Here is a 20,483-nt window from a genome sequence, read left to right as displayed (position 1 = left end):
CCGATTCCCGTTGTTCGTAGCGTAACGACTCGCTGCTGGTAGGTCGAACCCTTGGGTAACGCGTGCCGCCGCAGCCAGCGATCCCAGTCAACCAATCCGTGTCGACCGCCTACATCCACTCAGCTTCAGTGGTGAAAGAATTTCTGGTGGTAACAACCGGAGGTGACTCATGGGACTGCTGGATTCAATTGGCGGCAATCGCCGCGGCGGCATATCACCGGTCATGGTCGGGCTCATGGGCCTGTTGGCGTACCGCACACTCAAAGGCAAAGGGAAATTGGCGGACATGCTCGGGACTGGCGGCTCCGGCTCTGCAGGCGCTGCGGGCGGCGCGTTGTCCGGAGGCGCGCTTGCCGGCGGCTTGAAGGATTTGCTGGATCGGTTCCGCGAGGGCGGTCACGAGGAGCAGGCACAAAGCTGGGTATCCAAGGGGCCGAACAAGCCCATCGACCCGACCGAACTGGCACAGTCTTTGGGAGAGGAGCGCATCGAGTGGCTGGTCGAGCAAACCGGCTTGCCCCGGGATCAATTGCTCGCCGGTCTCAGCGGCGAACTGCCGAACGCCATCGACAAACTCACTCCGCACGGGCGGATCCCCACTGATGAGGAACTGTCTCACTGACGACGGGCGTTTCCACCCCACTGCCCTCGCCTGCAGTTAAACCTTCAGGCGAGTGCATGCATCTCACATCAGTTCAGTTCTGCGATCCCGGAGGAGCCGAATGGAACTGGTGCGCGCTCTACTGCTGCTCGGCATGCTGGTCAGTCCCGCCGTCCTGGCCGGGCAGACCGGCGGCAAAGTCCTGATGATTCTCTCGAACGGCGCGTCCGTCGGAGAATTCGAGGCGAAGAACAACTTGTGGGAGTACGCGGAGCCACATCACATCTTCGTGATGCACGGCCTGATCGTGGACTTCGTCTCGCCCCGCGGCGGTCGGGTGTCATTTTCCCTAGATGCCGACGAGACCGATCCGCCCGGCATGGTGAATTACACAATCAAGTATGAGGGCTTCCGGCAGAAGGCGGACCGCACGCTCGAACCAGGGGCGATCGACGCGGACGATTACAGAGCGGTGTTCATTGGCGGAGGTACCGGCACTCTGTTCGACGTGGCCGAGGACCAGCGCTTGATGTCCATCATCGCGCGAGTTTACGAGAACGGCGGAATCGTTGGCGGCGGCGGGCATGGGCCGGGCAGTTTTGGCAACGCGAAGCTCTCGAATGGCCGTTATCTGGTGGCCGGCAAGCGAGTCACGGGCTTTCCAAATTCGACCGAGCAAAGAAGCAAGTGGACCAAGGGCGGGACGCTGCTGCCATTTCGTGTCGAAGATCGACTGCGCACCCGGGGAGCGCTGTTCGTGAGCAAGGAGGAGCTGCCGGATAAACACGACGTGGTCATCGACAGCAGAATCGTCACAGCAATGTTCTTACCGTCTTCCGCGGCCGTCGCTCAGGAAATGGTCAACCTCATGAAATAGTCGGCCCGGTCACTACTGGCCGCTGAAGTCGCTTCGGACGCAGCACAAATCCTTGGATTTGTGACAACATTCCTCGCCCGATCACGCCCCTGCTCGAACTATAAGGACACTGCAAGGGAGCCGTATGAAGCGACCGCCGATATTCGATTACTTCGTGCGCCATTGGCGCGGCGAGTTGTCGCTCCCGATCTCCTACTGGATCAACGGATCGCTGCTGGGGATCGGCTTTCTGCTGCTGTTTCACCTCATCGGCGAAGTCACCAGTCAGTGGGAGCTTCGCCCCACCGCTATCACGATGCTCGGGCTCATGACTGCGTTCGTCCTCGTGACGATCTGGTCTACGGTGGGCATCTTGCGATCGGCCAGCCGACACGCCGAGCGTGGCGGCAGCGCCGCCTGGGCGGTCACGGCGCAGGTCGTCACCTGCTTGAGCGCGATCAGTTTCGTGGCTCGCCTGGGCACTGAGATCGGTCCGCAGATGCGCGAGTTCGCCGCGATCGCCTTCAACTACGATTCGCTGGAGCGCGTGAACGCCACGCTTTCCCCCGACGGCAAGAGCCTCGCGCTTCAGGGGACGATCGGCACGGGCAGCTACGAATACGTGCAGCAGATTCTGAGCTCGGCGCCTGACGTTCGCACGATTGTGCTCGACTCCCAGGGCGGACGGCTGCGTGAAGCCGAGCACCTCGCCGCACTCGTGCGTGAGCGAGGGCTCGACACCTATGTGGAAGGTCAATGCGTCAGTGCCTGCACCTACTTGTTCCTCGCGGGAGGCGACCGCGCCGCGACGCCGAACGCCCGGATCGGCTTTCATAGTCCCTCCTTCGCTGGCAACAGCGACCATCAGGCGAGCCTCACCAGGATGCTCACCTACTACCGCACCGCCGGCATCTCCGAGCCGTTCCTCGAACGGGTTCGCAACACGAAATCGCCGCAGATGTGGCATCCCTCGCGCGCTGAGCTGATCGACAATGGCGTGCTCACACGTGTTTCGCTCGGGGGCGAGACGACGACCCTCGCCTCGAAAATCCGCTCGCGCTCGGAATTCGAGCTCGCCTATCGTTCGATACCGATGATCCGCGCCATGGATAAGCGATTCCCCGGTACGATCGAGCAAGCCTCGGATGCGGCCTGGACGCAGTATCAATCGGGGGCGAGCGACGCGGACATCAACGCCGCCGCACGCAGGATCGTCGCCGATATCTACCCCAAGCTGCTTGCCACCTCGGACGATGCGGGCCTGGAGAGTTTCCTGAATCTACTGCTGCGTCAGCTAAGCGCAGCGCAGGAGCTGGGCCCGACAGCCTGCGGGCTGTTCTTAGAATCGAAACTCGATGGCACGAAGGTCTTCGCTCCCGAACTCATCCAGGAAGAGTTGGATTGGGGACTTGCGCAACTCGAAGCATCTCCGCCCGCGCGTGCGGCAGTGGCCGGAGCGCTGTTTGATCAAGCACTCAAGCCGGTTGCCGTGGCGATCGGCCCTTCGATGCTGGAGGTCGTTGCGGCGCCCGACAAATTCGCGAACGAGCCGGAACGTCGCTGCAATTCGACGCTCGCCTTCTACCAGGCCGTCGCCGAGCAACCGCCGAGTGAGCGAGCAATCCTGCTGCGCGGACTATTTCAATCCCGCGATTGATAGCTCCCGAACATCCCCTCGGCCTCTGGCGTCTGCGCGCAGGTAAGCTGATACAGTGTCCTGCCACTGACATGCCAGCCCCCCATGCAACTGAAACACATACTCCTCACTGCGTTGCTCGTCTCTAGTGTCGCGACCGCGGCGGTTGGGCAGGACAGGCCAGTCGTGGTGCTGCTCGCGACTGGCGGCACCATTGCCATGAAGATCGATCCGGAGAAGAACGCGCCCGTGCCCGCCATCTCGGGCGAGGATCTGATGGCGACGGTGCCGGCGGTAGCGACGTACGCGACCGTGGAGGTCAAGAATCTTTCCAATGTGCCCTCGGCCTACATGGACCCGGTTCGATGGGCTGCATTGACTAACGAGGTCACAGCCACGCTCGCACGTAGCGAAGTGGCGGGTGTCGTTGTATCGCACGGTACGGATACCCTGGAGGAAACGGCCTACTGGCTCGATCTCACGGTCGACTCCGACAAACCGGTGGTACTCATCGGCGCGCAGCGTAACGCGTCCGAATCCGATTTCGACGGGCCACGCAATCTCACGAACGCGGTGCGCATCGCCGTCGACTCGCAGTCTCGCGGTAAGGGCGTGGTTCTGGCCATGAACGGACAGATCAACGCTGCACGCAGCGTTACCAAGACGCACACGTCCAATGTGGAGACATTCAAGTCGGGCGAGTTCGGCGTTCTGGGCGAAGTGTACGGCGACCGTATCGTGTATTCGCGTGCACCGGTGCGCCGTCAGCATGTCGAGCTGCGAGCCGATCGCATGCCTCGGGTCGACATCATCGCCACGTACGGAGGTGCCGACGGTTATCTACTAAAGGCGGCTGTGGATCACGGCGCTAAGGGTATTGTCGTGCAAGGCCTGGGCATGGGAAACGTGAACCCCTCTGTGTATGCCGCAGTCAAGGACGCGATCGGGCGAGGAGTGCCTGTCGTCATCACGTCGCGCGTGCCGAATGGCCGCGTGTTGCCGAACTATGGCTTCGAAGGCGGTGGCCAGACGCTGGTCGCAGCAGGCGCCGTGATGGGCGATGACCTGTCTGCGCAGAAGGCGCGAATTCTATTGATGTTGCTGTTGAGTAACGGTCGCAACAGCCAGCAGGCATTGCAGATGGCGTTCGATCGATAGATCGGTCGCGGGTGCGATCTGCCACTATTTCGGCGGCTTGCCTTCGTCTCGATCGAGCAGGCAGTCGATAAAGGCGCGCAGCGCAGGCTGCATGTGGCGACGGTTGGAATAATAGAGGTACAAGCCGGGCATCGTGAGTGACCAATCGGCGAGAATGCGCTTCAGCCGTCCGCGCTCCAGTGCCTCAGCGATGCCATCGTCGTTGTAAGCATAGAAGATTCCCAATCCCTGCAGGGCGGCCGGCACGACGATGTCCTGATGGTTGGAGATCAGCGGGCCTTCGACCAGGGTTTCGATCTTCTTGCCCCTCTTTTGAAACTCCCATCGCGCAATCCTGCCGCTGCCGGGAAAGCGCCAGTTGATGCAGGCGTGACGGTGCAAGTCGGCGGGGGTCTTGGGCTCACCGGATCTGGCGAGATACGCGGGCGAGGCTACCGCGAGCAATGGCACGTCCGGTGTGAGACGGATGGCGACCATGTCTTTTTGCACGCGCTCGCCGACGCGGATACCGGCGTCGAACCCGCCGGCCACGATGTCGCTCAGGCCATCGTCGACCACTATGTCGAGCACCACCTCGGGATGCGATCGGTGAAAACGTCCGAGGCGCGGCGCGATGAGCTTCTTCGCCGCCATGCTCAGCGTGTTTATCCGCAGTGTTCCGGCCGTTCGGCTGGTCGCACCGATCGTCTGCGCGACGGCGTCATCGATTTCTCGAAGCATCGGAGCGATGCGCTCGTGAAGACGCCGCCCCGACTCTGTCGGCGCCACACTCCGAGTCGTTCGATTGAGCAGGCGAGCGCCCAGGCGCGATTCGAGCTGACGAATGACCTGGCTGAGCGCCGATCTCGATATCCCGAGATGATCGGCCGCACGCGCAAAGCTCGCCCGGTCGACGACCGCAACGAAACGCTTTTTCAGCTTCGGGCAAAAATTTTCGGATCCACGCATTGTGCACTGATCTCTACATAGCCTGCGTAGATAATAGGCGATTTTCTTATCGGTCGGCGTACGGCATCTTGGCGTCTCGAACCCACAGGAGACCGCCATGAACGACTTGAGCCTTCCTGAGCCTATCGAGGCGTACTTCGCAGCAGACCGACGCGACGGTCACGCCGTGGCGCGCTGCTTCACGAACGACGGAGTGGTGATCGACGAGGGACGGACGCACGCAGGCCTGGCCGCCATCGAAGCGTGGAAAACTGCAGCGTCCGCACAGTTTCCGTACATCAGCGAGCCCCTTGCACTGGAGCAAAAGGATCGCACGCATATCGTGACGAGCAAAGTGACCGGCGATTTTCCCGGCAGTCCCGTCAATCTTCGGTATGCCTTCACGCTCGAGCGCGGCAAGATCGCATCGTTGGAGATCAAGCCATGAGCTTCGAGTTGCAACTCGCTGGCATGCGCGCGTTAGTCACTGGCGGCTCCCGTGGCGTGGGGGCGGCGGTAGTTCAGGCACTGGTAGAAGCGGACGTCCGAGTCATTGCCGCCGGCCGCTCGCTTCCGAGCCGCACTCTCGACAACGTGCGCTATGTCGCTGTGGATCTTTCAACTGCAGAAGGCGCGCATCAGGCGGCAGACTCGGTGCGCCAGCATCTCGGTGGCATCGATATCCTCGTCAACGTGGTCGGAGGTTCGACGGCACCCGCCGGCGGATTCGCGGCGCTCAGCGATTCAGAGTGGTCGAAAGAGCTCGACCTGAACCTCATGTCCGCGGTCCGCCTCGATCGCGCCTTGCTGCCTGCGATGATCGCGCAACGTTCCGGGGTGGTCATCCATGTCACGTCCATTCAGCGAGTGTTGCCACTACCAGACTCCACGATCGCATACGCAGCGGCGAAGGCCGCTCTGTCGACCTACAGCAAGGCGCTCTCGAAAGAGGTTACGCCGCAAGGCGTCCGTGTCGTGCGCGTTTCTCCCGGCTGGATCGAGACCGAAGCCGCAGTTGCGCTTGCTGCCGAGCGTTCTTAGCCGCTTCAAGCTGGTACGGATTTTTACGAGGGCGGTTAAGCGGCTTATCATGAATGGACTGGGCGGCATCCCGTTAGGGCGCCCCGCGCAGCCACGCGAAGTCGCGGATCTCATCGCGTTTTTAGTCTCGCCGCGAGCGGCTTCCATATCGGGGGTGGAGTATGTGATCGATGGCGGCACGGTGCCGACGGTCTGAGCGGCCGAGTCAGACCAACGGCTTTGGCCTCGGCGGGATCAGACGCACGCGTCTGGACATCATCGATCGACAGTTGGCAGACTCGGCCGCTCCAAGCAACTTTCGTACGCGGATGTCAGATGACTCGTAGACCCTTTGCTTGCTTCACCGCCATTGCGTGCCTGATTCTGTTGCAGGGATGTGCCGTCAGTCAGCAGCAGTTGTTCGAACGACAACTGACATCGCAGGGCGGCGTGGTAGGAGAAATCCATGGCGCGTATCCCGAACTGGACCTCTACGTACTCACGTACCGCAATCCGAAGAACTTTTTCGATTTCATCGAAGTCTCGCTGATCTCTGGAAACACAGCAGTCTCTTCTGCGCTTGCGGGCCTGCATCGTCACGACCGGGTCAGAATCAAGGGGCAGCTGCTCGACAATCCTTCCCCGCAGCCCCACGTCGAGCTCAGTGAGCTGGAAGTCGTGAAGAGATACGAGTCTACGCCTGCGGTGCCTGCGTACACCTATAGCGCCGCCATTCCAATGGATCTGCGAGGCAAAGACAGCGCGCTATTCCTCGTTCATAACGTGGCCGCCGGCGGTCGGATACTCGTCGTTGAGTACAAAGATGTGGTACTGCCCGTTCCTGTCCGCCGCCCGGAGCTCACCCGCAATCTGGCCCGCAACGACGTGGTGCGACTGTCGTACCAAATCAGATCGGAGCCCGATAAACCGGTGCATCTGCGCTTACGAGAGGACGCCTCGCAGCCCGTTGAGGTGGTGGATTCGGCGATGGCGCTTCATCTCAAACCGGCGGCCGTCGAGGGGCAGCTGGTGTTGTTTCCCAAGAGCCCGCAGGTCGCATTCAACGTCTTCGCAGTTCTGCAGGAGTTGCCGGGCGGATTGCGACGGCAATACACGTTGGCGAATTTCGAGAGTGAGCAGAGGTTCGAGGAGATCAGAAAGAAACTGCAACTGGCCTGGGATGAGCGTGGCAATGTGGCAGTGAGCGGGCGGAACAAGCTGATCAGCACCAACGTGAGGGTGCGCGCAACGGGTAAATTCAATGCAATCGATCCCAACCAGGCCAACGTACAAATCGTCCTGGATGGTGCAGATTCCGTAGAAGTGCTTGGCAGCTCTCCCCCACCGTCGGAAGGGTCTGCGCGGACACGCTAGTGCTCGTGACCGTGACCGTGACCGTCAGTCTGATGCGCTTCGTAGTGCGCACGGAGCAAGTCACCGCCGAAGTCGCGCTCCAGGTCGCGCCAGACACTGTGGATATGATTGGCGTTGTTCTGAGTGTTGTCGTACTCGATGAGGACAGTCGGGCCATGCACTCGGTAGTAGTGGGGCTTGCCCGGCTCGATACTGCCAGCCCATCCAAAGTGCAGCTTGTCAAAGCCCGCGCGCTCAATGCGCTCGAGTTGATCTCGTGCAGCACTCTCCGTCATGCGATCCGAGTACACGTGCAGTAGCTTGCGTAACTGGGTTTGTTCCGTCTCAGACATGTCGCGTGCCGCAAGCCCTTCCATGTTCAGCGAACTTACCTTTGGATCGTTACGCGTGACGATGTCTGAGAAGGCGTCCTTGGCAAGGATCGCGCGGGTGCGTCGCTCCTCCGGCAACATGCGTATCAGATCGCGAGCCAGATCTTCCTCCGCCGCGAGCAATCGCAGGCCGGCTTTTGGACCGCGCGGTACGCGCGCGGGGTTCGATCCCATGAAGAGCGGCGCCACGACCTGAGTTTGACCGTCGACATGGGTCACGTTGACAGAAAGATGATGGCCCTCAAATCGCCATGCCCAGGGGGCACGCGGACCGGGTTCTCCAAAAACTGCGGTGTAATAAAGCTCCGGATCGCGCCGCGGGTTGCCTTCGATCTCTGCCAGGATCGATTCGTGCTGCACGATCTGTTGAGCCGTCGCGAAGCCTGCGGGACTCAACGCGGAACGCAGCAATGGATCGATCAGCGCTTTCTGGTTTGCATCGAGCTCTTTCAGAGCGACGCCGGCGCGTCTGCCGGGAACGTAGTTCCAGTTCGTGCGCTCAGACGAATCGAATGACACGTTGGCTCGCGTTCGCTTGGCTTCCGGTAGCGATTGCAGAACTGCACGCGCAGCCGCTGTCCCGGAAGCCCCCTTGTCATCACTCTTATCGGGCTCGTTCGCGCGACTGGACATGAGAGCAGCTCCCAGGCTGACGAAGATTACGACTGCGCCGATGAGCGCCCCGGGCTTGAGGCGCTTCATCGTGGGTCCGTTAGCCATGTGGAGGCGCTCATGAAAGGATTCCACTGCCCTGTCCGGTTTACGCTTGGGGTCTCGGTGCGGTTCCCCTTGTCAACGGACTATCGCGCGAGTCTGCGCTGTCGGGCCTGAAAATCCAACTACATCGCCTCGCCGAGCAGTTGCTCGCGTTCCGCCTGCAAGCGGCGTCGGAGATATTCGTCGCGGCTCAGACCGTTCGGGATGGTCTGGAGCGACAGGGTCTCGGCGACGATCTGACTTTCCCGAACTTTGTACAGTTGAAACATCGGATCGGACTGTGCGGCCGCCAGAGCGTTGCGTTGACGGGCATCTACCTCGTAGCGTTCCTTGAGGGCGCGGAGCTGCGTTACCTGTTGTTGTTCATCGGCAACGGTGGCTCGAATCAATCCGGCACGAAGCAGGAACGTTTCACCCGCCGACAGGCCTCCAACCTGTTCGATGCGAGAGAGCTCTTGTGAGAGATCTGCTGCTCGCTGACGAGCCTCCTCGGGGGATAAGGCCGGAGCTTGCGCGAAAAATTCTCGGGCCCGCTCATTGAATCTTGCGCGCTCGTGAGCATCGACAGGGCCGGCACTCTCGCTCGCGCGTGCTTGCGCGTCCGCACGAGCAGGTGCAGGCGAATACGAGGAAGCATCCCGATTCGCCTTCGCTTCACCGGGGGTCCCGCTCGCGTCGGTCGGCTTCGTTCGCTCCGCTATTGGCATTCTCAGATGCAGCGCCCAGCCCAAGGCCATGGCTGCGAGTGCAAGGGCGATGATCTTTGTCCATCGAGCTTGCATCGACGCGTCTACAACAGCGACTCGATCAGTTGATAAAGCAAGTTGGGCGCCTTGGCTCGGTCGGCCTGATCGCTGGCTTCGGACGCGTCCAGCACGGCGCCGCTGCCGTCCAGCACGCTGTCGATGAAGTGGCGCAGCTCCAGCGAGCGCTCTTGAATGTCGCCGTTCTCGAAATCGACGATGGTCGTGCAGTGGCTTTCGTTCAGCGCACGAAATTGTGGGAAGTAGCCGCCGAAACTCGGCAGCGTCTGCAATGTTTGTCTCAGACGTTCGGTATCCGTGCCCCACTTCGCATGGATCAGCGCCTCTTTCGCAGCCTGGCTCGGCGCGTTGACGATGTCTGGGAAGAAGCGCTCGTACGAGTACGACGAATAATTCAGGTCCTGCCAGAAATGCGTGTGGCCAAGGCGATCGTTCGGCACTTTCGCGGCCAGCGCCGCGTAAATGCTGCCGAAATTGTTACTGTCGAAGCCGGGCAGCGCCGAAGCCAGATACGGCATCGGCCCCTGATCCAATCCCCACGCGGAGCGAATCTGAGTATGTAACGGTACCGACGGATACTGCGCGGGATTGCCGCCGACAGGCGCCGAGAACGACGGCCCGGAATCGTTGATCAGATATCCGTAGGTTGGAGCCATGTCACGCCGGACAGTCGCATAGCTATTGAGGCTACCGATGCCGCCTGCGCTGCAGCCCGTCGACAGCATCTGCGTCGGCCGGGGCAATCGATTTTTCAGCCACGCGAGGACGGCGCGGGTGTTGCGGGCGCCATTGTGATGCCACACCAGCGGAGCGTTCTGCCCGGTGGGATCGTTGTACACCGCGACTTTGTCGCCGCTATACACGTCTCCGGTGCAGTAAGGAACATAGATCATGTTCCAGTTCTGGGTTTTGACCGACGACCACGGATGCGCGCGCACGACAAAGGGACTGACCAGGCTGCTCGCAGGGCTGAGCAAGCTCATGTAGTCGTCCGGAATGCCATTCGGATTGCGAGCGCCGCGGATACCAGTCTGGCCGCTGCAACTTGCATAGTCCCAGCACGCACCACCGCCTTCCATGTATATGATGGTGTTGCGCGTATTGGGCACACGGTTCACGAAAAATTTGTATTGCGAACCGTTGCCGCACACTGCGCCGGTTGAGGGCGCGAGTTTGATTGTCTGCCATTGATAGTAGGCGCCGGGGTTGAAGCCGTCATTGAACCCAGAAGGATTCGGCAGCAGTGGATAAGGCCCTTGCATCTGCGCCGGCGTCACCGGGTTGTCGGCAGGCGGCGGGGAGACCAGATTCACGATCGTCTGCAGGGCGCTGTAATCGCCTGCTTCGGCATGCGCCTGCGACGTCGCGCCCACTGTGCAGGCGATCAGGGCAAGCGAAGAAAGCATCGTGCGCGCAGTGGAGAAAACAAGTCTGTCCATGACCTTCTCCTTGGGAATCCGTCCGCAACTTTACGGCAACTGCGTTGGTGGGCACTGCCTTATAGCCCGAAGGCATGCTGCTCCCCAATTGAGATGTTTGTCAACAAATGCACATCGAACTATAGCTACTCCATAACGGGTGAATCAGAGCCGTCGCTGCGCGAACATCCACTCCGGCAGATCGAGCTCCGCGAACGCTCGGGTCCACACATCGTGGCCCACGTCCGGGTACTCCGTGTATCTAACCGACGAATTGACTGTTCGCAGCGCGGCGACCATTTCGCGCGAGCGCGATGCGAGGACCAATGCCATGTCGAGGCCTCAGGAATCTGTGGCGCGAGCACGAACGCGGGATGCCGTCCCTGCACCGCCGGTTCGATCCAGACATGGGTGCCCCGCGCATTGCCGCCCGAGATCTGCTTTCGGTTGTCTGTGCCTGCGCCGCCTCTGCCGTGCAGGTACACGATCAATGGCAGCTCCTCGCCATGTTTAGCAGCTCCCGGCACATAGAGGCGATAGGGCAGCTTTATTCCCGCCCCGCTTTGATACTCGCGTGCCACGAACCCATCGAGGGTTCCATTGTCATTCGCGAAACTTGCAAGCGGCGCCGAAACCAGTGCGACAACCAGCGCCACGACGACAGACAGATTCGCATGCATGGTAGTGCCTCGCCTAATCCATGACAGACCATGTCACCGACGGAACGCTATCATAGTTGCGAACCGACACACGCACGCCACGTCATTTGAGCACCAGCAGAGCATGAAGACCATCTACTACGCAGCAGCCAGCCTCGATGGATTCATTGCGACTGAGGACGACTCGTTGGACTGGCTGTTCGCCCTCGGCAACTTGAATGACTCCAGCTATCCGGAGTTCATTTCAGGCGTGGGTGCCTTGGCGATGGGATCGGCCACGTATGAGTGGATGCTCAGGAGTGCGGACAAGGTGGCCGCGGAGACAGGCTCACCCTGGCCGTACAGTCAGCCCTCATGGATCTTTTCTTCTCGCAAGCTTCCCACGATGGCAGGCCATGACATTCGCTTCGTCAGCGGAGATGTTCGCCAGATACATGCTGAGATGAGAGCTGCTGCGGGCACCAAGAACATCTGGATTGTCGGCGGCGGAGGTCTCGCCGGCCAGTTCTACGATTGTGGCCTGCTGGATCAACTCATCATTCAAATTGGCTCGTGCACGCTAGGCAGCGGCAAGCCGCTATTGCCGCGCAGGCTGCTCAGCCCAGCTCTGCGCCTGATGTCCGTTCATCAGATGGGCTCGGGCATGGCTGAATTGCGTTACGAAGTACAAAAGGGTGACGCGGCCGCGGACTGAGTTGCGCGCATCGACGGGCTGTCCGCTCCTGCCCGACAGCACGGATGTAATTTGACTCGCCGCCAGCAGCTTCCCAGGCTCGCGTCTAAGTGCGATCGACACAGGAGTCTTCCATGTCAGGCACTAGCGCAACGCGGCAGTCGACGCTGGCCGCAATTTTTGCTGTCTCACTGACGATGACTGTTTCCGTCTCCGCCGAAGAAAGCGCGCACTGGAGCTACAGCGGAAAGACGGGGCCGGAGAAATGGGGCAGCCTCGAGCACGACTACGATAGCTGTGCGGTGGGACACGATCAGTCACCGATCGATATCAGCGATGACGACGTGCACGCGGAGAATCTGCCCTCCATCGATTTCGCTTACCAGCCGTCGCCGCTCAGGATCGTCGACAACGGTCACACCATCCAGGTGAACTACGCGCCGGGCAGCTTCATTGACGTAGGTGGCCGACGCTATCAACTCATGCAGTTTCACTTCCACAAACCCTCCGAGGAGGAGATCGACGAGAAGCGCTATGACATGGTTGCACACCTGGTGCACAAGGGTAGCGACGGCCGGCTGGCCGTCGTAGCAGTGCTGCTCGCGAAGGGACACGCGAGCCCACTCATCGATAACCTCTGGAGCAATCTCCCCGCGCAACAGAACCAAGAGATCGCGGTCGATCGAGTGACCATCAACGCAGCGGATCTACTTCCCGAGAACCACGATTACTACACGTTCACGGGATCGCTCACCACGCCACCGTGCACGGAAGGCGTCACATGGTTCGTTCTGCAACACCCGACCTCCGTCTCGGCAGAGGAGATCGCGCGTTTCGGCGCGATCTATCCGATGAATGCCCGCCCTGTGCAGCCGCTCTATGGCCGAGAGGTTCGGGCCAGCCACTGAGCGTTCCTGGCGCAAGTGCCCTCGTCACCTATTGGGCCCCATGATTCGCCCGGCTACCCTCGATTCTCTACAGAGAGCACGACGAGCGTACTCAACCTCTCGCAGGTGAGTCCCCAATGAACACACAGCTGGAACAACGGTCATTCATCGCTCGCTTGACGTTCGGAAACTGGCTGGCGATCGCACTTGCAGTGCTCGCGATTGCATTCATCGTCCAGAACCGAGACGCGGTGTCGATCGATTTGTTTTTCATCAGCGCGCGCCTCCCCCTGTGGATCAGCCTGGCGCTGGTATTCGTGGCTGGCTGGCTCAGCGGGCGGTTCTCGCGCGGCAGGGCGAGCTCACGCTGAATCTCGAGCCCAGCAGAAAATTTTTCAGGTCAGCCCGCGGATGATGCGACCCAACTCCGCCACGGCGTCCTCGACCTGGGCCGTCCAGGGGTGGCCGTAGTTCAAGCGCAGACAATTGCGGAACTGCCGACGCGCCGAGAACATCGGGCCGGGCGCAATGCTGATGTGGGCCTCGATGGCGCGGCGATGAACTTCGAGCACATCCACCTGCTCCGGCAACTCGATCCACAGGAAGTAGCCACCTTCGGGCGTCGCGACGCGGGAGCCCGAGGGAAAATGTTGCTTGATAGATGCGAGTGCCGTGCCCTGCTGTGACCGCAACGCCTGACGCAGCTTATCCAGGTGACGATCGTAACCTTCGTTCCGCAGCATCTGCGCGATGCCGTTCTGAATGGGTACGCTGGTCGCGAGTGAGGTCGTCACCTTGCGGCGTTGAACTGCGGGGGCGAACCGACCCGCGGCGGTCCAGCCCAATCGATAGCCGGGCGCCAGACTTTTGGAGAACGAGCCGCAGTTGAGCACCAGGCCTTTGCGGTCGAATGCCTTCGCGGGTTTCGGACGGTGCTGGTCGAAATGCAACTCGGCGTACACGTCGTCTTCGATCAACGGAATCTCATGCTCGGCGAGCAGCTGTACCAGATCGCGTTTTTCTTTTTTTTCTTCTTCCGGCAACGACGCGCCGAGCGGATTCTGAAACGTCGTCATGACCCAGCAGGCACGCACGTTGTGTTTTACGATCGCTTGCTCGAGCGCGCCGAGATCGATGCCTTCGCGCGGATGGGTTGGAATCTCCACCGCTCGCAAGCCCCACGTCTCGATGGCTTGCAAGCAGGCGTAGAACGCCGGCGCTTCGATCGCAACCGTATCGCCGGGGCGCGTGACTGTTTGCAGGCAGAGCGTCAGTGCTTCGAGCGCACCGGACGTGACGACGATTTCGTCGGCCGGCACCCGAGAACCGAACTGCAAATAGCGACGCGCGATCTGACGTCGCAGCTCCGGACTGCCGGGCGGCAGACTCTCGACGGTGCTCCACGGATCCATGTTTCTCGCGCTGCTGCCGAGATGTCTGGCGAGTTTTGCCCAGGGAAACAAGGTGGGACTCGGAAATGCCGATCCCAGCGGCACGACATCGCGATCGCGCGATGCTTCGAGAATATTGAAGACCAGATCGCTGACATCGACCTGCGTAGTGCGCGACGACGGCCGCGAGGCGCGCGGCTCATTGGGTGTCTGCTGCCAACGATTGCTGACGAAATAACCCGAGCGATGGCGACTCTCGACCAGACCATTCGCTTCGAGCACGTCGTAGGCGCGCATCGCCGTGGCGGGACTCACTCCTCGCTCACGGCACAGCTCGCGCACCGATGGAATCCGCTCGCCCGCCTGCAGCGTGCCTTGCTGGATGAGCGACGTGATATCGGCGGCCAGCTCCTGATACAGCTTCATGCTTGCGTCTAGTGGGGCTGCAGCGCTCCCATGTACCAGCCGATCATGAGGAAGGCAAACAAGGCCACCGACAAGGCGACCCGAATGGTCAGCGCCTTCACCATGCGCTTGGAGTCGGTGGGGCCGGACACCATGCTGAACAGCGCATGTCCGAGACTGATGACGATACCGATGATCGTCAGGATGATGAGCTCTTTCATGCTTGCTCCGATGCGTTGGCCTGGATGGCTTGCTTGGCGGCGAGCCGCTGCTTCTCTTCCGCCGCTTCACGGCGAATGGTGTAGACGAGCGTACCGAACGCGACGCCGATCAATGACATGAGCGCCACCATCAGGATCACCAGGCCACCGGCCTGGCGGTATGCCTCGTAAATCGCGCCTATGACGCCGATCGGCGTCGTTATCAGCAGCAGGGGCTTGGCAATCCGCATCGCTTTTTCTCCGTGGGTAGAGCCATGGTAGGGACGGTCTGTGCTGCATAACAGATGCAGATCGGTGAAAAAAAAGTGGCACAGAAGGCCTTCTGTACCCCATGGAACCGGCCCCTGCCCGGCCCGTTACTCCTGCATGGAGGTTGTGGAGAAAGTTCAATGCGCACATATATTTACGTCATCACAGCCGTGGCTGTGACGGGCTTTTCGAGCGCCGGCGCACAGAACACCGGCAACCCGGCGAGTCGGCCACTGAATTTGCCCCCGGTCGCGGAACCGGCACCACCAGCACGACTGGCACCGATGCCGCCGATCCAACCGAACTCGAGCATGGGGCAGGACATGCCGAACCCGCCCAATCCGGAATCGCTGCCGAAGGCGACCGAGCCAATGCAGCCGAACGCAGCCGAGCAGGAGTTGATGCCCAACTCGACGACTCAGCCGATGCAGCCGGCGCAGCCGACTCCGACCAACCCGAACTCGACGGTACAGCAGACTGTGTTTCCGCCGGACTCGCGCATCGATCCCAACAATCCGGCGAACAGCCCGCTGCAACAACAGCAGCAGCAGAGCATGGCCCCCAACAACAACGTCAACACTCAGCCGCACGTACCGCCTGCTTCGCAAGGCGTGGGCAAGCCAGGTCGGCCTGACTGCTCCAAGATGCAGGGACTGGAGAAGTCGGAGTGCGAGCGTCGCGATACATCGCGCGATGATTTGCCGGCCGGCGTGACGACGACGCAGCCTCCGCAGTGACGCTACGGCGCGCTGGCTGAAATCAACCCGAGGCGGTACGCCGCGCTGACCGCCTCGGCGCGGGTTGAAACATCGAGCTTGGTGAATATCGCCGCCAGGTGATGATCGATGGTTCTCGCCGAGCGATGCAATCGCTGGCCAATCTCCTTATTCCTGAGCCCCTGCGCCAGCAGACCTAGCACTTCCACTTCCTTGGTCGTGAGCCCCGCCAGATTGTTCTGCGTGCTCTCTCTCGGCCCACGCTGGACTCCACGAACGCCGGCCGAGCGCAACTTGTAGCGCATCCGCTCGATCATGGGCCGCGCGCCGAATGATTCAAACACTGCCAGCGCTTCGCGTTGCGCCGATTCATCCCCTTCCATCATCGCGCGCGCCGCCTCGAACGGACACTTCAACGCGCTCCATGCGTCAGCTGCCTCTCGCCAGCGGCCAGAGATCTCCATCGCGAAAGGATGTTGGCTACAAAACTGCGGCATGCCGCCCGGCAAGGAACCCTCCCCTTGCCAACACCAGAACAACAACTCCGACGCAAACCACGGATGTCGTTTGCGGACCGCCAGCTCGACACCTGCGCATGCTTCACTCGCCGCTTCGGCAGTTCTTCCCTCGAACCACGCAGCTTCGGCGCGCGCCGCCTGCATCAACGCCACCCGCTGCAACGTTCCCGTGTTGCCCGCCAGCTCCTGCGCTTCATGCAGAGCTTCCCACACCGCCGGATCACCGCGACGAGCGCGCACACGCCCGAGTGCAATCAACGCGGTGATGCGAGCAATCACCGGCGATCGTTGATCGGCAAGCACCACGTGGGCCGTGCCCGTCGCCTCCGTCCAACGCCCGCGATACATCCACACCAGCGCTTGCCACGCCAGCTGATACAAGCGGGAGAAGTCGATGTCCCGCTCGCTGCAGAACTCGATACCCTGGCGAAGGTAGTTGTCAGCCAGATCGAATCGATACACCTCGCCGCACGCCGAGCCGAGATTGACGAAGGCGCTCGCGACCCATGAGTCCGAGCGGATCTCCTGCGCGAGTGCACGGCTACGCTCCAGTTGCGCGCAGCCCTCTTCCACATGACCCGCGACGATCAGCGACGAGCCGATGGTATTGAGACAATGAACGACCGACTCTCGATCGCCAAGCCGCTGCGCGACCGCCTTGGCCTGTTCCCCTTGCTTGATTGCTGCCTCGACGTCACGATCGAGCATTCGCAAATGTGCCGCCCACCGGCGCACGACAACCGCCGCGCTCGATAAATCATCGGCGACCAGCGACGCGGCCTCGCGCATCGTCGACTCGCTTTCGGCATTCTTTCCAGACACCACCAACGCGTGTGCGAGTCGAGCAAGCGAGATCGCCTGACTGCTTCGCTCACCCAAGCCTTGCCACAGTTGTACGGCGCTCCGTCGTGCGACTATGGCGTCGCTCACCAGGCCGCTGAGCTGACATTCGGAAGCATAGTCATCGAGCAACGCGGCGCGCTGAGCTGTAGATGCCGTGGCAAACTTGAGCGCTCGCGCGAACTGCTGAGCCGCCTGTCGATGCGCACCTTTCGCCGCCGCTTCACGAGCCGCTGCGGGCGCCAGCGCCAATACGGCATCCTCAAATGCAGCACCTTCGGCGTGATGCACGAGACGGGCGAGGTCCGTGGATGAGCGCGATTGCAACGCCTGCAACACCATTCGATGCAAGCTCATGGCTTTCGTTGGAGTCAACGCATCGAGCACGGCTTCACGCGCCAACTCATGACGAAATGTGAACACCCCGTTCTGTGCGCACAGCACGCCGGTCGCGAGGCACTCGTCGATCCAACCGCTCTCTGCCGACGTCAGCTCTTGTAACAACCACGGCTCGATACGCGGACCGGCAACAGCCGCGGCATCGAGAATGGCACGCGCAGATGGTCGCAACCGACCAGCGCGTGCGAGCACTGCATCCCGCACGGTCGCCGGCACTCCTGCTGTACCGGCCGCGACAACTTCAGTAACAAAGAACGGATTGCCATTGGTCTTTGTTTGCAGCTCAGCAGGATCGATGTCGCGATCGCCGATCAATGCCTCGATAGCAGCGACCGACAGCGGCTGCAGTGACATTCGCTTCGCGCCGCTGGTGGCGAGATCACCGAGCACCAGACGCAGCGCGTGCGACGGCCCGACCTCGTCACTACGAAAACTCACGACGAGCAGCGAACGAGTGCGGCCGATACGACGGCCCGCATAGCGCAGCAAGTCGAGCGTCGCCTCGTCCGCCCAGTGCATGTCCTCCAGCACGACCAGCGCAGGCGGGCGGGCCAGCTCGGTCAGAAAACTGCTGAAGGCACGCAGACGATCGACATTGCCATCGAGAGCGGTCTGCAACTCACCTTTGAGCTGTGCGGCGATATCTAACAACGGGCCGAGCGGCCGGGGTGTCTGCAGAGCGTCGCAAGCGCCCCAGTACACCGGCACCTGCGCACGCTGCGAGTCAGCGAAAGCTCGCAGCAGCGAGGTCTTGCCGATGCCCGCCTCGCCTTCGAGAAACAACAGGCTGCCCTGGCCCGCAGCGGCATTGCGCAGCAGCACCTGTAGTGAGGTCAGCAGCTCATCCCGTTCCAACAGGTTCATGCCCGGGCCCGCAACGCCCCAAAGTCACGGGATCATAGCGCGGCGGCGGCGCCCGGGTGCGAGCTCGACTCCAGTCAGTACAGGAAATAAGGATCCAGGACCCTGACTTCCGTGATGCGATCGACCGGCAAGCCATTGCGCTCGGCCACCAGCCGGATGGCCTCGGGCGACGGACCGTCGTAGATGCAGTAGGACTTTTTGCGATCCGGGGTCACATAGGAATGCACCCAGGTCACGCCTTCCTTGGCATTGTTCGCGACCACGGTCGACGCCGCTTTGGCGCCGTCCGCATTGCTCGGCAGCCCAAGACCGTCGGGAAAAGTACGCTCGATGAGATAACGTGCCATGATCGTCTCCTCGTATAGGCAAGCCTCGCCAACATACGAACCTGCTGTGCCGGACGATACGGCGGGATTGCCTATATTGCGTTCTGACATACTACGTAGGGCAGCGCACGGCGCGGAGAGCAAACTCATGGCCATTCAGCTCAACCACACCATTGTGCACGCGAAGGATGCAAAGGCTTCGGCGACGTTTTTAACGCAGCTGCTGGGCCTGGCCGAGCCGACCAGGTTCGGGCCGTTCTGGACGGCCAACCTCGACAATGGCGTCACGCTCGACTACATCGATACCGACCAGCCGTTCATCGTCGAGCACTATGCCTTCCTGGTGAGCGAAAGCGAGTTCGATGAGATTTTCGGGCGCATCCAGCAGCGCCAGCTGGAATATTGGGCCGACCCGGGACACTCGCGCCCCGCCCAGATCAATCGCAACGATGGCGGGCGCGGCGTGTATTGGAACGATCCGAACGGCCACTATCTGGAAATCATCACACGCCCGTACGGCAGCGGCTCATGACGTTGGCCTGCTCATCTGCAGCTTCGCAATGTGTCCGCCCACCAATGCGGCCGGCACGCTCAATCCCAACCCGACGACCTTGACCCACGTCGGCAGATCGCCCGCGCCGATCATGCTGATGAGGATGCCGAGCACTCCGAACGCAAGCGCGTTGTAATACGGCATGCCGCGCGCAAGCCGTGCGGCCAGATAGCCACCGAGCACGGTGGATGCAGTGCCAAAGAGCAATCCCAGCGCCAGGTAGCGGACATCCTGCATCATTACCTGATAGGCGCGCCGGATCTCTTCTCTCGACAGCTCCGAATCGAACCCCGGGCCGCCGAACATCTGGGTCAGCACCATGCCGGAAATGATGTCGATGCCCAGAACGGCAAGCGTTGCAAGAATGACCGCGCGGATGCTGATGTTTTGCATACCGCAAGAGTAGAAGCCTGCGCGCGCTTTCGCCAGCGCTCCCTGAGGCGACGAATCATTGCTTACCGGTCGCCAGCCTGAATCCTTCATCCAGCCAGCCAGTGATGCCGCCGATCATCAGCTTCACGGGGCGGCCGAGTCGCGCCAGTCGGATCGCGCCACGATGTGCGCCGTTGCAGTGAGGTCCCGCACAATACACGACGAACACGGTATTGGACGGATACTGCCGCAGCGTCCCTTCGATGATTTTTCCATGCGGCAGGCTCACCGCACCCGGCACATGGCCTTTTTCATACAACGCATGACTACGCACATCGAGCAACACAAAATCCTGCTGGCCGCTGGATAGGGCGTCGTGCACGTCCCAGCAATCGGTCTCGAACTCGAGCGCCGTCTCGAAATGCGCCAGCGCGCGGTCCCTTGCAGCGGGCGCGACAGCGGTCACAGCGGTGGTCATGAGTGCCTCCAGGCGTTGGATGGTGTAAGCATTCTGCGCAAAGCCCACTTCGCCACCCACTGGCGCCGACGCCATAGATCGGTAACATCG

Annotated in this window: 23 protein-coding genes and 1 pseudogene; 12 read left to right on the top strand and 12 right to left on the bottom strand. The window is 61.3% G+C overall.

Annotation, left to right across the window (positions count from 1 at the left end; translation table 11 throughout):
* Positions 1-169: 169 nt before the first annotated feature.
* The 4 genes from D0550_RS10980 (at position 170) to D0550_RS10965 (ending at position 4,251) form a co-directional block, all read left to right on the top strand.
* A complete protein-coding gene (locus D0550_RS10980; protein ID WP_116809227.1) occupies positions 170-622 on the top strand; it encodes a YidB family protein in 453 nt (150 codons plus the stop codon).
* Positions 623-722: 100 nt separating this feature from the next.
* On the top strand, positions 723-1,478 hold the full coding sequence (locus tag D0550_RS10975; protein WP_116809226.1) for a type 1 glutamine amidotransferase domain-containing protein: 756 nt from the start codon (positions 723-725) through the stop codon (positions 1,476-1,478).
* Between the two features lie 124 nt (positions 1,479-1,602).
* A complete protein-coding gene (locus tag D0550_RS10970) occupies positions 1,603-3,114 on the top strand; it encodes a COG3904 family protein (protein ID WP_116809225.1) in 1,512 nt (503 codons plus the stop codon).
* Positions 3,115-3,198: 84 nt separating this feature from the next.
* Positions 3,199-4,251: an asparaginase gene (locus D0550_RS10965; protein WP_116809224.1), complete on the top strand. Its 1,053-nt coding sequence runs from the start codon at positions 3,199-3,201 to the stop codon at positions 4,249-4,251.
* Between the two features lie 24 nt (positions 4,252-4,275).
* Here the strand turns inward: D0550_RS10965 and D0550_RS10960 are convergent, their stop codons facing one another.
* Positions 4,276-5,199, bottom strand: a complete 924-nt coding sequence (locus tag D0550_RS10960; protein ID WP_116809223.1) for a LysR family transcriptional regulator — start codon at positions 5,197-5,199, stop codon at positions 4,276-4,278.
* Between the two features lie 97 nt (positions 5,200-5,296).
* Here D0550_RS10960 and D0550_RS10955 point away from each other — a divergent pair, with 97 nt between their 5' ends.
* The 3 genes and pseudogenes from D0550_RS10955 to D0550_RS10945 all read left to right on the top strand — a co-directional run bounded on the left by D0550_RS10955 (position 5,297) and on the right by D0550_RS10945 (position 7,572).
* A complete protein-coding gene (locus D0550_RS10955; protein WP_116809222.1) occupies positions 5,297-5,626 on the top strand; it encodes a nuclear transport factor 2 family protein in 330 nt (109 codons plus the stop codon).
* Positions 5,623-6,415: pseudogene (locus D0550_RS10950) on the top strand (SDR family oxidoreductase). The gene D0550_RS10955 and the pseudogene D0550_RS10950 overlap by 4 nt, the downstream one beginning before the upstream one ends.
* Before the next feature lie 119 nt (positions 6,416-6,534).
* The gene (locus D0550_RS10945; RefSeq protein WP_153067118.1) at positions 6,535-7,572 is read left to right on the top strand and encodes a hypothetical protein; all 1,038 of its coding nucleotides are present in this window, start codon (positions 6,535-6,537) and stop codon (positions 7,570-7,572) included.
* On the opposite strand, the gene D0550_RS10940 is transcribed toward D0550_RS10945, so the two are convergent.
* The 4 genes from D0550_RS10940 to D0550_RS34875 all read right to left on the bottom strand — a co-directional run bounded on the left by D0550_RS10940 (position 7,569) and on the right by D0550_RS34875 (position 11,175).
* A complete protein-coding gene (locus D0550_RS10940) occupies positions 7,569-8,663 on the bottom strand; it encodes a DUF3500 domain-containing protein (protein ID WP_116809220.1) in 1,095 nt (364 codons plus the stop codon). The genes D0550_RS10945 and D0550_RS10940 overlap by 4 nt on opposite strands.
* Positions 8,664-8,782: 119 nt before the next feature.
* Positions 8,783-9,442 (bottom strand): hypothetical protein, encoded by a 660-nt coding sequence (locus tag D0550_RS10935; RefSeq protein WP_116809219.1) that lies wholly within the window; start codon positions 9,440-9,442, stop codon positions 8,783-8,785.
* Between the two features lie 8 nt (positions 9,443-9,450).
* Positions 9,451-10,830: a pectin acetylesterase-family hydrolase gene (locus D0550_RS10930; protein WP_116809218.1), complete on the bottom strand. Its 1,380-nt coding sequence runs from the start codon at positions 10,828-10,830 to the stop codon at positions 9,451-9,453.
* 177 nt (positions 10,831-11,007) lie between these two features.
* Complete coding sequence (locus D0550_RS34875) at positions 11,008-11,175, bottom strand: hypothetical protein (RefSeq protein ID WP_161965759.1); 168 nt, start codon at positions 11,173-11,175, stop codon at positions 11,008-11,010.
* Between the two features lie 450 nt (positions 11,176-11,625).
* On the opposite strand from D0550_RS34875, the gene D0550_RS10920 reads away from it, so the two are divergent.
* The 3 genes from D0550_RS10920 (at position 11,626) to D0550_RS10910 (ending at position 13,432) form a co-directional block, all read left to right on the top strand.
* Positions 11,626-12,195: a dihydrofolate reductase family protein gene (locus tag D0550_RS10920; protein WP_116809216.1), complete on the top strand. Its 570-nt coding sequence runs from the start codon at positions 11,626-11,628 to the stop codon at positions 12,193-12,195.
* Positions 12,196-12,308: 113 nt separating this feature from the next.
* Complete coding sequence (locus D0550_RS10915; protein ID WP_116809215.1) at positions 12,309-13,082, top strand: carbonic anhydrase; 774 nt, start codon at positions 12,309-12,311, stop codon at positions 13,080-13,082.
* 116 nt (positions 13,083-13,198) lie between these two features.
* Positions 13,199-13,432: a LapA family protein gene (locus tag D0550_RS10910; RefSeq protein ID WP_116809214.1), complete on the top strand. Its 234-nt coding sequence runs from the start codon at positions 13,199-13,201 to the stop codon at positions 13,430-13,432.
* Between the two features lie 24 nt (positions 13,433-13,456).
* Here the strand turns inward: D0550_RS10910 and D0550_RS10905 are convergent, their stop codons facing one another.
* The 3 genes from D0550_RS10905 to D0550_RS10895 are packed head-to-tail and all read right to left on the bottom strand — an operon-like array spanning position 13,457 to position 15,308.
* A complete protein-coding gene (locus D0550_RS10905; protein ID WP_116809213.1) occupies positions 13,457-14,878 on the bottom strand; it encodes an aminotransferase-like domain-containing protein in 1,422 nt (473 codons plus the stop codon).
* Between the two features lie 8 nt (positions 14,879-14,886).
* Positions 14,887-15,078, bottom strand: coding sequence for a twin transmembrane helix small protein (locus tag D0550_RS10900; protein WP_116809212.1), 192 nt, complete (start codon positions 15,076-15,078; stop codon positions 14,887-14,889).
* A complete protein-coding gene (locus tag D0550_RS10895) occupies positions 15,075-15,308 on the bottom strand; it encodes a hypothetical protein (RefSeq protein ID WP_116809211.1) in 234 nt (77 codons plus the stop codon). The genes D0550_RS10900 and D0550_RS10895 overlap by 4 nt, the downstream gene beginning before the upstream one ends.
* A 159-nt stretch (positions 15,309-15,467) precedes the next feature.
* Here D0550_RS10895 and D0550_RS10890 point away from each other — a divergent pair, with 159 nt between their 5' ends.
* Positions 15,468-16,064, top strand: a complete 597-nt coding sequence (locus D0550_RS10890; RefSeq protein WP_153067117.1) for a hypothetical protein — start codon at positions 15,468-15,470, stop codon at positions 16,062-16,064.
* 2 nt (positions 16,065-16,066) lie between these two features.
* Here D0550_RS10890 and D0550_RS10885 read toward each other — a convergent pair whose 3' ends face one another.
* A complete protein-coding gene (locus D0550_RS10885; RefSeq protein ID WP_116809209.1) occupies positions 16,067-18,664 on the bottom strand; it encodes an ATP-binding protein in 2,598 nt (865 codons plus the stop codon).
* A 74-nt stretch (positions 18,665-18,738) separates the two neighbouring features.
* Complete coding sequence (locus D0550_RS10880) at positions 18,739-19,011, bottom strand: DUF4242 domain-containing protein (protein WP_116809315.1); 273 nt, start codon at positions 19,009-19,011, stop codon at positions 18,739-18,741.
* Positions 19,012-19,138: 127 nt separating this feature from the next.
* Here D0550_RS10880 and D0550_RS10875 point away from each other — a divergent pair, with 127 nt between their 5' ends.
* Complete coding sequence (locus D0550_RS10875) at positions 19,139-19,522, top strand: VOC family protein (RefSeq protein WP_116809208.1); 384 nt, start codon at positions 19,139-19,141, stop codon at positions 19,520-19,522.
* Here the strand turns inward: D0550_RS10875 and D0550_RS10870 are convergent.
* Together D0550_RS10870 and D0550_RS10865 are read right to left on the bottom strand one after the other, a co-directional pair.
* Positions 19,517-19,936 (bottom strand): hypothetical protein, encoded by a 420-nt coding sequence (locus D0550_RS10870; protein WP_116809207.1) that lies wholly within the window; start codon positions 19,934-19,936, stop codon positions 19,517-19,519. The two genes, D0550_RS10875 and D0550_RS10870, sit on opposite strands and share 6 nt — an antisense overlap.
* Positions 19,937-19,991: 55 nt before the next feature.
* Entirely contained in the window at positions 19,992-20,393 is a 402-nt protein-coding gene (locus D0550_RS10865) for a rhodanese-like domain-containing protein (RefSeq protein ID WP_116809314.1), read from the bottom strand.
* Positions 20,394-20,483 lie beyond the last annotated feature (90 nt).

The organism is Steroidobacter cummioxidans, assembly GCF_003104955.1.
This window is presented reverse-complemented; position numbering and strand designations above follow the sequence as displayed.

Excerpts from the sequence above, each read along its gene's own strand:
- D0550_RS10980 (WP_116809227.1), top strand. The coding sequence starts at position 170 with ATGGGACTGCTGGATTCAATTGGCGGCAATCGCCGCGGCGGCATATCA.
- D0550_RS10975 (WP_116809226.1), top strand. The coding sequence starts at position 723 with ATGGAACTGGTGCGCGCTCTACTGCTGCTCGGCATGCTGGTCAGTCCC.
- D0550_RS10970 (WP_116809225.1), top strand. The coding sequence starts at position 1,603 with ATGAAGCGACCGCCGATATTCGATTACTTCGTGCGCCATTGGCGCGGC.
- D0550_RS10965 (WP_116809224.1), top strand. The coding sequence starts at position 3,199 with ATGCAACTGAAACACATACTCCTCACTGCGTTGCTCGTCTCTAGTGTC.
- D0550_RS10960 (WP_116809223.1), bottom strand. The coding sequence starts at position 5,199 with ATGCGTGGATCCGAAAATTTTTGCCCGAAGCTGAAAAAGCGTTTCGTT.
- D0550_RS10955 (WP_116809222.1), top strand. The coding sequence starts at position 5,297 with ATGAACGACTTGAGCCTTCCTGAGCCTATCGAGGCGTACTTCGCAGCA.
- D0550_RS10945 (WP_153067118.1), top strand. The coding sequence starts at position 6,535 with ATGACTCGTAGACCCTTTGCTTGCTTCACCGCCATTGCGTGCCTGATT.
- D0550_RS10940 (WP_116809220.1), bottom strand. The coding sequence starts at position 8,663 with ATGGCTAACGGACCCACGATGAAGCGCCTCAAGCCCGGGGCGCTCATC.
- D0550_RS10935 (WP_116809219.1), bottom strand. The coding sequence starts at position 9,442 with ATGCAAGCTCGATGGACAAAGATCATCGCCCTTGCACTCGCAGCCATG.
- D0550_RS10930 (WP_116809218.1), bottom strand. The coding sequence starts at position 10,830 with ATGCTTTCTTCGCTTGCCCTGATCGCCTGCACAGTGGGCGCGACGTCG.
- D0550_RS34875 (WP_161965759.1), bottom strand. The coding sequence starts at position 11,175 with ATGGCATTGGTCCTCGCATCGCGCTCGCGCGAAATGGTCGCCGCGCTG.
- D0550_RS10920 (WP_116809216.1), top strand. The coding sequence starts at position 11,626 with ATGAAGACCATCTACTACGCAGCAGCCAGCCTCGATGGATTCATTGCG.
- D0550_RS10915 (WP_116809215.1), top strand. The coding sequence starts at position 12,309 with ATGTCAGGCACTAGCGCAACGCGGCAGTCGACGCTGGCCGCAATTTTT.
- D0550_RS10910 (WP_116809214.1), top strand. The coding sequence starts at position 13,199 with ATGAACACACAGCTGGAACAACGGTCATTCATCGCTCGCTTGACGTTC.
- D0550_RS10905 (WP_116809213.1), bottom strand. The coding sequence starts at position 14,878 with ATGAAGCTGTATCAGGAGCTGGCCGCCGATATCACGTCGCTCATCCAG.
- D0550_RS10900 (WP_116809212.1), bottom strand. The coding sequence starts at position 15,078 with ATGAAAGAGCTCATCATCCTGACGATCATCGGTATCGTCATCAGTCTC.
- D0550_RS10895 (WP_116809211.1), bottom strand. The coding sequence starts at position 15,308 with ATGCGGATTGCCAAGCCCCTGCTGCTGATAACGACGCCGATCGGCGTC.
- D0550_RS10890 (WP_153067117.1), top strand. The coding sequence starts at position 15,468 with ATGCGCACATATATTTACGTCATCACAGCCGTGGCTGTGACGGGCTTT.
- D0550_RS10885 (WP_116809209.1), bottom strand. The coding sequence starts at position 18,664 with ATGAACCTGTTGGAACGGGATGAGCTGCTGACCTCACTACAGGTGCTG.
- D0550_RS10880 (WP_116809315.1), bottom strand. The coding sequence starts at position 19,011 with ATGGCACGTTATCTCATCGAGCGTACTTTTCCCGACGGTCTTGGGCTG.
- D0550_RS10875 (WP_116809208.1), top strand. The coding sequence starts at position 19,139 with ATGGCCATTCAGCTCAACCACACCATTGTGCACGCGAAGGATGCAAAG.
- D0550_RS10870 (WP_116809207.1), bottom strand. The coding sequence starts at position 19,936 with ATGCAAAACATCAGCATCCGCGCGGTCATTCTTGCAACGCTTGCCGTT.
- D0550_RS10865 (WP_116809314.1), bottom strand. The coding sequence starts at position 20,393 with ATGACCACCGCTGTGACCGCTGTCGCGCCCGCTGCAAGGGACCGCGCG.